The following is a 12,335-nucleotide window of genomic DNA, read 5'->3' as shown; positions in this document are numbered from 1 at the left end:
TCGAGCTCAGTCTGCGAGTCACGACCATCATCGGAGCGCCAAGCGCATATGCACACGGTTGGCCCAGTCGAGCCCGCTCGCAGACTGTTCGACGGCAATGCGTTCGAGCTCCGGCGTCCACGCTTCGCGCTCGATGACGCGAAATCCGTGACGCTCGTACCACGGTAAATTCCACGGAACGTCGGCCTGCGTATTGAGCACGATCGACGGTTCGCCTGCAGCCTTTGCACCTTCGATGATTGCACGGAGCAGCGCCGTTCCGACACCGCAGCGTCCATACGCAAGAGCAACACTGATCTGACCGAGGCAAAGCTCGCCGCCGATTCGTCCGACATAAGACCAACCGACAACCCTCCCCTCGACGGTTTCGGCAACGAGAAGGCGGCCCGAGGCGATCGCCTTCTCGGCCGCCTCCGTCGGCATCGTCGAACCATCGGCAAGCTCGGGGTGCCCGACTTCGACGAACCGCTCGTCGGCCTCGACTCCGATGCGTTGGACGTCGGCGACTTCGGAAAGCAAGGCTGGACGCACGACGACGTTCATCTGCGATGCGTACCACGAGGTTCGTGATGTTGTACTCGCTCGGCAACGGCGCAACGCCGTACCGCCAAGGGCGGCGTCCCCTTTCGGCTCTGACTCCGACCGGCACAATGAGTTGCCGAGACGGTCGGTGGTACCGGCAGCGCTCGAGACGTGCGCAGCCGCAGCCGCAGCCGCCTCCGGGACCGAGCTTCACGTCGACGCCGACGCGTGCGTCCGCCTGCCGGCGAGGACCCGGGCGATGAGCTGCGCACGGCTCGTCACGCCATAGGCTTGTTAGATCGTTTTCACGTACTGACGGACCGTGTGCGGGCTCAAATCAAGCCGCACGGCGATCTCCTTGTCGCTTGCGCCCGTGAGGAGATGCTCGAGCGTGGCCTCGATGCGCGGTGAGAGCGAGACGCCCATCTGCGGTTCGACGTAGAGCCCAGCGCACTCGAGGTGAACGAGAGTGATCGAACCGCGCCGGGCGCGCGAGGTCCGACACCCACGGCGAAGAATACCAGTCACGTGTCGTCAGCAGATCACGGTCCGTCGCCGCAAGCACCTCGCCTGGTTTCGCGCTGAGGCGATTGATTCGCTGCGCGTGATAGGGATTGACGCACGCGCCGTTGCTCTGCCCCGCTTGGAAGAGCGCGATGCTGGTATCGTCGAACCCAGCGAGGGTCACCTTCTTCAGGCTATTCGTCGCACCGGGGCGGTAATCGACGTCCAGCACGCAAGTGCCGATGACGGCGCCGACGACGTGGAGGAGGCTCTCGACGAGGTGGGCACGCGCGGCCTCGGTCGTCTGTCCGAGCTCATGCACTTCGTTCAGCAAACGAATGACCGACCGAGCACGCTGCCAAGGTATGCCCCCCATCGGGTCATGATTATCGCACGACATCCAGCGGTGGTGGCGTACACCTTCTTCGGGCTCGACGCGTTGGGCGACGAGCTCGTCGAAGCGGTCGGTGGTGCCGGCGGGGCTCGATGACAAACGCTCCAACGAGACGTCCGCTGCCGCAGTCGGACCTGCTACTCGGCGGGCGCAGCTCTTGGCCAGCTGCGTTCGCACAGGCGTACGCCTACCCTTATGGGGTAAGCGCACGCGCTGTGCGAATCAAGACGGCATATCTGTGAACTCGAGCACGCCGAGCGGCTTGGCCCAGTCGAGGCGCCGCTCGACGAACGCATCGATCCGCGGCGCGCAGCTGCCTGGGGCGTCGACGTTGCCGAACGTCACGAAGACCAATCGCCTCAGTTCTTGTCGTGGGCCTGCGCGAGCTGCCCCACGAGCTTCGCCCAGTCCATGTCGAGGGCGCCGTAGACGGCCCCCGCCTCCGGTCGACCGTTGTCCTTCATGATCTCCATCATGAGAGTGGCGTGGTCGGCGACGATGACGCCCGCTTGCAGCATACGCAAGAGGCCGGCCTCACGCTTCGTCCGATTGAACGTCCCGCAGGCGTCGACGGCGATGTAGGCGGCGTATCCCTTGCTGAGCGCAGTAATCGCCGGGAACGTGGCGCAGACTTCGAGCGAGAGGCCGGCGAAGATCAGCTTCTTCCGGCCCGTCGCTTCGATGGCCCGAGCCGTTCGCGCGTCGTCGAACGCGTTGACGGTGGACCGGTCGATGATCTGTGCCCCAGGCAATGCTTCGACGAGCTCAGGCACAGTGGGCCCCCACATGCTGTCGCGCGCTGTCGTGGTGACGACGATCGGGAGCTCGAGCGCTCTGGCCGCTTTGGCAAGAGCGACGACGTTGTGCTTCAGCTCTGCCGGCGACATGTCACGAACGCCCGTCATGAGGCCGATCTGGTGATCGACGAGGACGAGCGCGGCGTTCTCGGACGTCAGAGGCTCATACGGACGATTCCGATCAAACATGAATCCCTCCACACGTAAACGGTTTGGCGATGCCCCGCAGGCACGGCGAGCGCCCCGGGACTTCCGCGATCCGTAGCCTTTGGATCCGCCGTACAGAAGTCGCGAAGAATTGGACCCAGCGTCCCATGGGTTGGACGATGGGCCACGATGCTCGACCTCAACGACTTCTACTACTTCGTGCACGTCGTCGATCGCCGGGGGTTTACCGCGGCGAGCCGTTCGCTTCGCATCCCGAAGTCGACCATCAGCCATCGCATCCAGGAGCTCGAGAAGAGTCTTGGCGTTCGCCTGCTCAACAGGACGTCGCGGCGCTTCGGAGTGTCGGACGTCGGCCGCGAATTCTACCGACATGCCGTGGCGATGCTCGAGCATGCTGAGCTGGCGGAGTCCGCGACACGCGATCGTTTGACCGAACCGAAGGGGACCGTCCGGTTCACCGCGTCGGTCGCCACCGCGCAGTTCGCCATGAACGAGGTCGTCGCCGAATTCCTCGCCCGTTATCCCCTCGTGAACCTGATCGGCTCCGCCACCGACGATTTCGTGGACATCGTTGGAGAGAATTACGACGTCGCCGTCCGCGCCCATACGGGGCCGCTGCGCGATTCGACGCTCGTGGCCCGGACTCTGGCTCCCGCTCCGTGGTACCTCTTCGCGGGCGCACGCTACCTGGATACGCAAGGCGCACCGCAGACGCCGAAGGACCTCGCCAAGCATCCTTCGCTGTTCATGATGCGAGCCAACGTCGCCCCCGAGTGGCGGCTCCGGCGCGCGAGAGGTGCCAGCAAGGAAGTCGTGCTGCAGCTCACGCCGCGGTTGATCACCTCCGATATGGTCGGCTTGAAGCACGCAGCGATCGCGGGCCTGGGCATCGTTGCTCTTCCCGGATACGTCTGTCGGGTCGATGTCCGCAGGGGTGCCCTACGTCGCGTCCTGCCCGACTGGATTGCGGGCGATTCCACGCTGACCGCCCTGGTCCCGCACCGGCTAGGACTTCTTCCGGCGGTGCGCGCGTTCGTCGATTGCCTCGCCGCCGAGCTCCCGAAGATGGTGGCCCTTTAGCCGCCACAGCAGGGGCGGAAGGCAATCCTACGAGGCGATAGCGGCTGAAATTTGATTGGAGTTCGATTCTTCGTCCGCCGTGACGATGTTCCGTAACAAGTCGTAAGACGAGCAGCGGGCGGCGTCAGGGCAGAATTCGATCCAAGCGCTTCACGACCGTCTCCCGAGCCTTCGCCGACAAAAAAACGTCCGGCACGTGTAGAAGGAAGTTCGCCCAGCGGTAGCGCTCATGATCGCGAGCGGCGGACGCGAGAAACCGCCGAAGGTACTCGGCCGATTCCCGGTGGAACGCCCACAGCACCTCCCCGCGATACTCGATCTTGAACCAGGCGTCGTTTGGCCAATCAGGGTCAGGACTTCGCCGCCATGGGGCCGGCTCTCTTAGCGGAGCGAGAGTGGATTCAAAGCTCATCCATACCAGCGCCACGATGGAGACGACGAGCTGGCGTGGTAGCGTCGCGAGGCGATGAGAACGAGAACTGCGTACGACCTGGCGTGCGTCGCCGGCATCGGGCCGACGTCGTGATCGTTCGGCCGAAGCCTTCGTTCTTCGACCTCCTCTTCGCGCTGCGCGGTTCCATCGTGCCGGTCGTCGCGCCGAGGGTGGCGTTCATTGCGCTCCTTGCGACGGGCGTGGCGTTCTACGTCCGGACCCACCCGACCTCTGCCGTCGCGAGCTTCACCGTCGCTCCCTTCACGGTCATCGGCCTCGCGCTTTCCGTCTTTCTCAGCTTTCGCAACAGCGCGTGTTTCGAGCGTTGGTGGGAAGCGCGGAAGCATTGGGGACAGCTGATTTGGGAGGCGCGGAGTCTCGCGCGTGAGTTGCAAGGACTTCTCCCCGACGAAGCCGACCGCGAGCGGCGGTCATTCATTCTGCGTCACGCGAGCGCCTTCGCTTACGCGCTCGCGGCCCGCCTGCGCGGAGCCGACGAGATCGCCGCGACGGCGCGCATCCTTCCGGAGCACGAACGTCGAACGTTCGCAGACCGCTCGAACGTCACCGACGCGATTCTCGTCGTCATGACGACCGAACTCACGCGCTGCGTGCGAGACGGGCGACTCACCGACGTGCTCTACGCGACGGTGGCTCAACGTATCAACGCCATGGCCGGCGTTCAGGCGGCTTGCGAGCGAATACGAAATACGCCTTTGCCTTTTGCGTATTCGCTCTTGTTGCACCGCACGGCGTACCTGTTCTGTCTGCTGCTTCCGTTCGGTCTCGTGGGAGCGGTTGGCCTCGTCACTCCCCTCGTCGCCGCGGTAGTGGCGTACACCTTCTTCGGGCTCGACGCGTTGGGCGACGAGCTCGAGGAACCGTTCGGCCTTTCGGCAAACGATCTCCCGATCGACGCTCTCGCACGCATCGTCGAGATTGATCTGTCGGACGCGATGGGCGTCGCCCCGCCGCCGCCGCTCGAGCCCGTCGACTTCGTGCTTCGGTGAACGTCACGGCTCGCGTGACGGCCCGTTGCAAGCGACGTCAATACGACGAAGGACCACTCGCAATCTCGTCGACGAGCTTGTCGATGTCGGCAAGTCGAGGATCTCCCTGTCACGGCCTTGGATGTGCTGGGCGGCGATGCGCGGTCGATCACCAGCGACGCACGACCGAAACCGGGAGTATGACGCCGGTGGGAGACGATCATCGAGGAGGCGTCGCTACGATAGTGCTCCCGGATAGGTAGTAGCCATGCGCCTGCGAACTTCCCAGGATCTACCGCTCCTACCTCTCCTGATCGGCCTGCCTCTCGCTGTCGGAATAGCAGCGTCGCCATTTTCCGATTCCGCCTCCTTCGATCGCCACGATCAAGAGGCGGGGCACGCGTCCGTCAGTCCCAGCCGCGCCCGGATTCGGCCTTTGCCGCCGGCTTCGCGTTCGGAAATGCCACGCTCGTCGCGAAAGTGAACGGCTTGTGACTCGGCGGGCCGGAGCCGTAGCGCCCGTTAAACCCATAGAAGATGACGTTGCGCGCGCACATCGTGAAGCCACTGCTTGCGGTCGGTGAGAACGTCGTCGACGAATTGAGCGGTGCGCCGTCGCTCTCGATGAGCACCGATACCGTGTAGGCCTTCGGAGCGTTCGGATTGCGCACAAGGTCTTGCTCCATGCAGCCGAGGAGACCGCTGCTCTGCGCGGCAACCGCCTGCCGCCCCCACTGCTCGTCGGTGAGCTTCGAGGCGACCGCCGTTGGAGTGATCGAGGCCGCCGGCTTCTTGGCCGACGCCGCCGTGGCCGGAGGACTGGGCACGGCCGAAGCGGACGTCGTCGACACTGGCAAGGTCGGCGTCGCGACAGCCGTCGCGACAGGCGTTGCAGACCGCCGCGGCGAACGGTCAGCCTTCAGATTGACCCAAGTAATGAAGCCCGTTCCGACCATCGAGACAACGAGCCAGACGAGCCCCACCCCCAACGCGACCCCGCTTGGCCTAGCTTGCGCGGATTGCGCCGTGGGCGTTGCCTGCGCGGCAGTGTGTAGACTCTGGAGCCACGCGTTCTCGAGGGCGTCCGGCACGCCATTGGCGTTGCGGTCCTCCCGGAGCATGCCCTGGACCGCCTGCTGAATCGCGGTGGCCGAAGGCTGCACAGCCTGAGGCTGGACGGCTCCGCAAAACGAACACAAGGCGCTTACACCAACGCCGCCACCGCTCGTAGTGACCGGCGAAAGCGGAGCACCGCAACGAACACAATCGACGGAACTACGAACGGTCACGAGACCTCCTCAACGTAGCTCATCAACGACCGACACCACATCCTGAACGGCTCAGCATGCTCAGCCCCCTTTGGACGGACTTGGCCCCTCGGCTGTTCAACGCACCTTTTCCCACATCAACCATGCGAGCGCGGGAGGACGGCCAACCCCGGTCGGCGGCGGCAACGAACAAGCTGGCCGTCCGCCTCCCGCACGTAGACACGATCGAGCACGACGACGTGAAAGTGGACGTTCAGGTTGAGGCTCGAACCGAAGCGCTGCACGAAGGTGACTGCTCCCCCGCGAGCTTCTCGCCTTCGCGCAACTGCTGCACGTTTCGCCCACGCTCGGCAGCAAAACTCGATCGCGAAGACGAAGTGCAGAACGAGCGCGCGAAGCACCTTGGCGTCGAACGCCGCGACAGCGAGGAGGTCGAACGGTAGCGAGAGACCCCACTGGGGCAACGGCACGGCGGGGAGAACGCGATCGTCCAGGAGCGCCGCAGTGTTCGCCATGCGTCGGCCTGTGCAGCTCGGGCATATTCCGCGAAGCTTGCAACGGAAGGCGACGAGCAGATCGTGCTCGCAGGTTTCGCAGCCCGCCTGCACGAAGCCGCGCGCGGCGGCTTGCGAGCGAATACGAAATACGCCTTTGCCTTTTGCGTATTCGCTCTTGTTGCACCGCACGGCGTACCTGTTCTGTCTGCTGCTTCCGTTCGGTCTCGTGGGAGCGGTTGGCCTCGTCACTCCCCTCGTCGCCGCGGTGGTGGCGTACACCTTCTTCGGGCTCGACGCGTTGGGCGACGAGCTCGAGGAACCGTTCGGCCTTTCGGCGAACGATCTCCCGATCGACGCTCTCGCACGCATCGTCGAGATTGATCTGTCGGACGCGATGGGCGTCGCCCCGCCGCCGCCGCTCGAGCCGCCCTCCTGCCTCGACTTCGTGCTTCGGTGAACGTCACGACGTACGCCACTCGCGCACTCGTTTGCGGCAGAGCTTTCAAGCAGTGATTTACAAGTCATGCCGCGCTGCGCGATGTTTCGCGATCATGCGCAAATCCATCTTTTGGCTTGGTTCGCTTGCCACCACCCTTGCACTCTTCGCGTGTCAGGACGACTCCTCGAGCAACACGCCAGGCACCTTCGATCCCGATGCCGGCACCTACGAGCCCCCGGCGGTCGACGCCTCGAAGGCCGACGTCGATACCGCCGATGCGGCCGATGCCAAGCCGTCGGTCGTCACCGTAACCGTCACGCGCGGTTCCGGGCCTGCCGCCGACGTACTCGTCGTCTTCCACGACGCGGCCGGCGCCGTCCTCGGGACCACGAAGACGGACGCGACGGGCAAAGCCACGAGCTCCACCACGATCCCCGCCCAAGTGAGCGTGCTCCTCGGCGGAGCAGCTTCAGGCCGCCTCATTCACACATGGACGGGCGTGGAGGCCGGCGATGACCTCGTCGTCAAAGACCCTTTTCCGACGACCGTCGAGGATCGTGGGGCGTACGGCTTTCACCTGTTCGGCAGCTACGAAGGCGCCGACTCGTACGGCGTCACTGTCGGCCCTTGCGGCGGGAGCTGGCCTTCACAGAGCATCGAGGCGGCACTCCTGATCAATGCGTGGGAGAACTGTCTCGGAACGCCGACCGCGGTGCTCGCTAGCGCGCTCCTAGACTACAACATCTCGGCACCCAAGGCCTTCGCGTTCAAGAAGGACATCGGCGTGCCCGCCGCCGGCCCGGAAGCCCTCTCCGTCTCTTTGCCGGACTGGCAGGCGCCCGCAAACGCGACTCTGACGCTGACAAACCGCCCCGCAGACGTTGGCGTCGCTGTGTCGCTCGGCGATATCGTCGGCGGTGTTCGGTTCGAGACGGCTCGTCAGTGGGCCAGCGAAGCTGACACGGCGACCCTCGACTATCCGGCCGGCTTTGGCGATGCGCATCAGTTCGGGGCGGCCTTCCGAAAAGGAACGAGCAGCAATGTCTTCCTGAAGCGCAGCGCTGCAGCCACGGCCGCCTCGTTCGACCTGGCGACGGCGCTACCGACCATCGAAACTCTGACGTTCGACACGACGGACACCAAGCGTCCCACGCTCACGTGGACGGCTTCGAGCTCCCTTGCATCCAGCGACGGCGGCGAGGGATTCATCGACTTCTACGACCGACACGAAAATACGTTCGGCTGGTCGTTCGTGGTGGCTCCGGGCGCGACGAGCATTCGTGTTCCGCAGTTCCCCGCCGAAGCCGCCGCGTGGCTCCCCTTCGGCGAAGACGGCGGAGAAGTCCCGATCGGCGCCAGCCCGCCCTCACTCGCGTTCGTCGAATCGGATCTCCATGCGAGCTACGCCGAGTTCCGCCATGACGGCGCGACGCTCATCCCTTACGGAGCGCGCGACTTCGTCACGCAGATCGTTCTGCCGAAGGACGGCACAATCCGGCTGACGTCGTACAACGAGCTTGCCCCCTGAAGGCGGGCTGAGCCTGTGGAGACGGCGGTCACAGAACTGAGCCGGTTGCCCCGCAGAGCCACGTGACATTGGCTAGGGTCGCGCGCGTGTCACTACACGCGCCAAGCGTGGGAATGGCGTGCGCGACCGCGCCTCTACGAAGAACGGCCGACGCGTCATCGCTCGCCCTACGAAGGCCGCCGCATCAGGCATGGGCATTGCTGATGCGCGCGGCATGTTCGAGCGCAAAATGAATCGTCTCGGTGTCGTGTTCTTCATGCTCGTTGGGGCAGCGGCGGTCGAAGCCTGTGCCAACGACGAGTCGTCCGAAGGTGGCGACTCGTCCGCGGAAGAGGCGCTCCGCCGACACCGCGATGCTGGCACGCCAGGGCAAGACGCTGGGACGCCGCCGTCGGACGCGAGCACACCTCCGTCGGACGCGGGCGGCCCCGCGCAAGGGGCCCCCGCGCTCGGCGCTCATACCCTGCTTTGGCAGGGTGAGGGCACCGGCTTCAGTCCTGCCGTTTCAACGCCCCTGACGACACAGGCAACGGGGAGCTCGTTCCTCGTCCTCAAGGCCGGCTACGCCTCCAACTCCAACGCTCCGACCGACAACAAGTCGAACACCTGGGTCCAGCGCGGCAACGCCGTCTACTACAACGGATATGGCGACGCCTTCAACGCCTTGGCCTACGTGTCCCTCGTGGGCAACGGCGGCTCGAACCACACGGTCAGCGTCGTCAAGAATGGATCCGCGAAGGGGGAGATCACGGTCCCCTTCATCGAGATCAAGAACGCCGGCATCCTCAAAGACGTCGCGCAGAACTATCCGGCGAACGGGCCTGTCATCACGAGCGGGAACGTCACCACGACGGGCCCCGCGACCTTGATCGCGGTGTGGTTTGGCGACGGAGGGGTCAAACACATGACGGCAGTCCCCAACAACGGCTTTACCGTGATTGATTCGCTCTTGGATCTGCCCGATAGCAGCGCGGTTCAGGCGGCAGTGGCGTCGAAGAACGTGACCGCCGCGGGGACGTACAACGTCAGCTGGACCGAATCGCCCAACCAAGGCGCAATCCTCTGGCTCTTCGCGTTTCAGTCTCAGCCCTGAGTGCGCCCGCCTCCCCCAACTCGTCGTCACGAACGAAGATGAGCGTGAGGGCGTCTCGGACGAAGCGCTCGCGCACGGACGAGTTGCGGCCTTTCGGCTGCTGGGCGAAGCGATAGCCGCGCGTCTAGCGACGAGCGTTTTCCACGAGAGAGGCAATCTGCACGAACTCGACGCTAGGGCGTACGCCGTAGAGATCGGTAACTCGAGCAAGAACCTCATCGGTAAAGAACGCTTTCGCTGCGTCCTCCGATTCCCAAACGTAGAAGTTCGTGGCCTCACGCTTCACGGGATTGAGTGTGAACGCCTTCGAGCGTAGCCCTGGCATTCCCTCGAACTTCGAGCGTGCGGTGTCAGCGATCTTCCGCACAGCTCGTTCATCGAAGTTGTCTCGGTAGCGAAAGGTAACGAATACGCCGATCATGTCCCGCTCCTTGCGAGGCAGCTATCACCTCCTACGAAGCTATGTCAGTTCGATAGGTTGTCAGGTGGCTCACGCGATTCGCCCGGAATGGCAGGGCTGAGAAGCGACGCGGCATCGGTGGCCACCGTGCAGATGGCAGAGATCGTTGCCGCGACGCGCTCACGCTTGCCGCCACGCGGACGCGATGCGCGACAGATTCCAGCTCGAGCGCGCCGACGCAGCCGCGAACGTAGCGCGATTGGTCAGAACGCGGGCACGGGAAACCAGACCTCGTGGCGACTTTCGTTTCGGAGGATCGTGAGGCCTTCGACGCTCGCGACGGAGAGGCCACACCGGGCAATGAACGTTGGCGCGGGAGTCGTTTAGTGCCTCGGCAGGCGCTCAACGCAGCTCGTTTCGTGGCGTGGAACGCAAAGTGAGCTCGTCGTCACGCGCGCGAAGATTTCTTCGTAGCCGACCTCGACGATGAGCACTCAGAGGTATGCGGTATCGTATTTCGCTCTTCTCCTTCCGCGTCGCGGTCCTCGCGGCGCTGAGCTCGCTTGCCGGATGCAGCAGCGACAGTGAACAGGCCGCGATCACGTCGACGCGAGACGGCGGCCGCGACGAGACCGGCGAAACGCCTCCTGACGACGACGGCGTGAACCCATCCGGGGTGTGCTCACCGCAAACGGCCGACTGCAACGGCGATCCGAGTGACGGGTGCGAGACAAAAACGTCGTCGAGCGAGACGAACTGCGGGGGATGCGGTGTGACGTGCGGCAAGGCCCCCGCGCACGGAAACATCGCGTGCAAGAACGGAACGTGCACCCGAAGCTGCGCCTCGGGATACGAGCTTCAAGGCACGACGTGCGTGCCGGGCGCGCCGCCACCTCTCGCTTGCGGCGGCGACGCGGTCGATTGTGGAGGTGTCTGCCGAGCGATCGCGAGTGATCCGCTCAACTGCGGATCGTGCGGCAAAACATGCGACGTCCCCCAGGGTGGCAGCGCGCGCTGTGACCAGGCGAAATGCCGACCCGAGTGCCCCGTCGGAACCGCTCTCAGCGGGACGACGTGCAACGCCGTCCCGGTCGGATCCATCACCCCCACGCTCGTTCCTGGGTCCGGCCACACGTGTGGTCTCACCAGCCAAGGGACGGTGCGCTGCTGGGGGTCCAACGACCATGGGCAGATCGGAACCGGAACGTCCAGCCCCACGAAGGTGCCCACCCCTACGAACGTCGTCGACCTCGGCGGTGGTGCTACGCACGTCGCTCTGAGTGCGTGGTTTTCGTGCGCGGTGACGAATGTCGGCGGGGTCAAGTGCTGGGGCAACAATGCCCAAGGTCAGCTCGGCGCCCCGACGAACATCTCGATCAGTACCAAGCCCGTCGACGTCACGAACCTGAGCGGCCCGGTCAAGCAGATCGCGATGGGGGTGAGCCACGCGTGTGCGTTGCTCGTCAGCGGCGAAGTGCAGTGTTGGGGCGACAACCAATATGGTCAGCTGGGAGACGGATCGACGACCAATCGCCCGCGCGCGGTGCCCGTCTCGGGTCTCAGCGGAGTGCTCGAGGTCACCGCGGGGGGCTCTGCGACCTGCGCACGGCTCGGCGCCGGCGCGGTGAAATGCTGGGGCGGCAACGGCTTGGGGCAAGTCGGTGACGGAAGCGGAGTCGCCAAGGTCTTGGTTCCATCAGGCGTCGTCGGTCTCGGTTCGAACGTCGTGGCGATCCGCGCCGGCGTCGCCCACGTATGCGCCCTCCTCGGCAACGGATCGGTCCGATGTTGGGGCTGGAACGGCACCGGACAGCTCGGCGACGGATCCGAGACCGACCGACCGACGCCGGTCGCGGTGCAAGGGCTCTCCGGTTCGGTGGACGAGATCTCCACGCGAGGCGACGTCTCCTGCGCACGCAAGGGTGGAACGGTCTCCTGTTGGGGCGACAACTACTGGAAAACGCTCACCAGCGACGCGACGATCATCCACGTGACCGCGCCCCTGTCGATCCCGAGCGTCTCCGGCGCAACCAAGATCATGGTCGGCGACCAGTACATCTGCGCGGCAATGGCCAGCGGCTTCGTCTGCTGGGGGCGAAACGCCGATGGTCAACTCGGCAACGGCACGTTCACGGATGCCCCCACGCCGATCCCCGTGACGTTCTAACTCACTCGAACAGGGTGACGTGGACCGGGCGGCTCGCGGGCACCTTCAGTTAGCAT

At 64.9% G+C, this 12,335-nt stretch carries 13 protein-coding genes and 1 pseudogene; 7 read left to right on the top strand and 7 right to left on the bottom strand.

The features are described from left to right. Nucleotides 1-27: 27 nt before the first annotated feature. Together AKJ09_RS36615 and AKJ09_RS36610 are read right to left on the bottom strand one after the other, a co-directional pair. Entirely contained in the window at nucleotides 28-543 is a 516-nt protein-coding gene (locus AKJ09_RS36615) for a GNAT family N-acetyltransferase (RefSeq protein WP_146652484.1), read from the bottom strand. Between the two features lie 273 nt (nucleotides 544-816). Further along, on the bottom strand, nucleotides 817-948 hold the full coding sequence (locus tag AKJ09_RS36610; RefSeq protein WP_146652483.1) for a LuxR C-terminal-related transcriptional regulator: 132 nt from the start codon (nucleotides 946-948) through the stop codon (nucleotides 817-819). A 43-nt stretch (nucleotides 949-991) separates the two neighbouring features. Here AKJ09_RS36610 and AKJ09_RS36605 point away from each other — a divergent pair, with 43 nt between their 5' ends. Continuing rightward, nucleotides 992-1,516, top strand: a complete 525-nt coding sequence (locus AKJ09_RS36605) for a hypothetical protein (RefSeq protein ID WP_146652482.1) — start codon at nucleotides 992-994, stop codon at nucleotides 1,514-1,516. A gap of 126 nt (nucleotides 1,517-1,642) precedes the next feature. Here AKJ09_RS36605 and AKJ09_RS55735 read toward each other — a convergent pair whose 3' ends face one another. Together AKJ09_RS55735 and AKJ09_RS36600 are read right to left on the bottom strand one after the other, a co-directional pair. Further along, nucleotides 1,643-1,765: a hypothetical protein gene (locus AKJ09_RS55735; protein WP_275936680.1), complete on the bottom strand. Its 123-nt coding sequence runs from the start codon at nucleotides 1,763-1,765 to the stop codon at nucleotides 1,643-1,645. 14 nt (nucleotides 1,766-1,779) lie between these two features. After that, nucleotides 1,780-2,406, bottom strand: a complete 627-nt coding sequence (locus AKJ09_RS36600; RefSeq protein ID WP_146652481.1) for an isochorismatase family protein — start codon at nucleotides 2,404-2,406, stop codon at nucleotides 1,780-1,782. A 147-nt stretch (nucleotides 2,407-2,553) separates the two neighbouring features. On the opposite strand from AKJ09_RS36600, the gene AKJ09_RS36595 reads away from it, so the two are divergent. Next, a complete protein-coding gene (locus AKJ09_RS36595; protein ID WP_146652480.1) occupies nucleotides 2,554-3,465 on the top strand; it encodes a LysR substrate-binding domain-containing protein in 912 nt (303 codons plus the stop codon). A gap of 522 nt (nucleotides 3,466-3,987) precedes the next feature. After that, entirely contained in the window at nucleotides 3,988-4,908 is a 921-nt protein-coding gene (locus AKJ09_RS36590; RefSeq protein WP_146656006.1) for a bestrophin family protein, read from the top strand. A 386-nt stretch (nucleotides 4,909-5,294) separates the two neighbouring features. Here AKJ09_RS36590 and AKJ09_RS36585 read toward each other — a convergent pair whose 3' ends face one another. Together AKJ09_RS36585 and AKJ09_RS36580 are read right to left on the bottom strand one after the other, a co-directional pair. Continuing rightward, nucleotides 5,295-6,176, bottom strand: coding sequence for a hypothetical protein (locus AKJ09_RS36585; protein WP_146652479.1), 882 nt, complete (start codon nucleotides 6,174-6,176; stop codon nucleotides 5,295-5,297). Nucleotides 6,177-6,292: 116 nt separating this feature from the next. After that, nucleotides 6,293-6,763: a transposase zinc-binding domain-containing protein gene (locus tag AKJ09_RS36580; protein WP_146652478.1), complete on the bottom strand. Its 471-nt coding sequence runs from the start codon at nucleotides 6,761-6,763 to the stop codon at nucleotides 6,293-6,295. A gap of 13 nt (nucleotides 6,764-6,776) precedes the next feature. Between AKJ09_RS36580 and AKJ09_RS36575 the strand changes: the two are divergent. The 3 genes and pseudogenes from AKJ09_RS36575 to AKJ09_RS36565 all read left to right on the top strand — a co-directional run. After that, nucleotides 6,777-7,109, top strand: a pseudogene (locus AKJ09_RS36575) (bestrophin family protein); the annotation flags it as partial. Between the two features lie 94 nt (nucleotides 7,110-7,203). Next, entirely contained in the window at nucleotides 7,204-8,619 is a 1,416-nt protein-coding gene (locus tag AKJ09_RS36570; RefSeq protein WP_146652476.1) for a hypothetical protein, read from the top strand. A gap of 229 nt (nucleotides 8,620-8,848) precedes the next feature. Further along, entirely contained in the window at nucleotides 8,849-9,712 is an 864-nt protein-coding gene (locus tag AKJ09_RS36565; RefSeq protein WP_146652475.1) for a hypothetical protein, read from the top strand. 124 nt (nucleotides 9,713-9,836) lie between these two features. Here AKJ09_RS36565 and AKJ09_RS36560 read toward each other — a convergent pair whose 3' ends face one another. Then, nucleotides 9,837-10,133, bottom strand: coding sequence for a YdhR family protein (locus AKJ09_RS36560; protein WP_146652474.1), 297 nt, complete (start codon nucleotides 10,131-10,133; stop codon nucleotides 9,837-9,839). Nucleotides 10,134-10,614: 481 nt separating this feature from the next. On the opposite strand from AKJ09_RS36560, the gene AKJ09_RS36555 reads away from it, so the two are divergent. Next, entirely contained in the window at nucleotides 10,615-12,279 is a 1,665-nt protein-coding gene (locus AKJ09_RS36555; RefSeq protein WP_146652473.1) for an RCC1 domain-containing protein, read from the top strand. The last annotated feature ends 56 nt before the right edge of the window (nucleotides 12,280-12,335 follow it).

The organism is Labilithrix luteola (assembly GCF_001263205.1).
Lineage (GTDB): Bacteria > Myxococcota_A > Polyangia > Polyangiales > Polyangiaceae > Labilithrix > Labilithrix luteola.
Note: the sequence above shows the minus strand (reverse complement) of the source record. Positions and strands in the feature narration are given on the sequence as shown.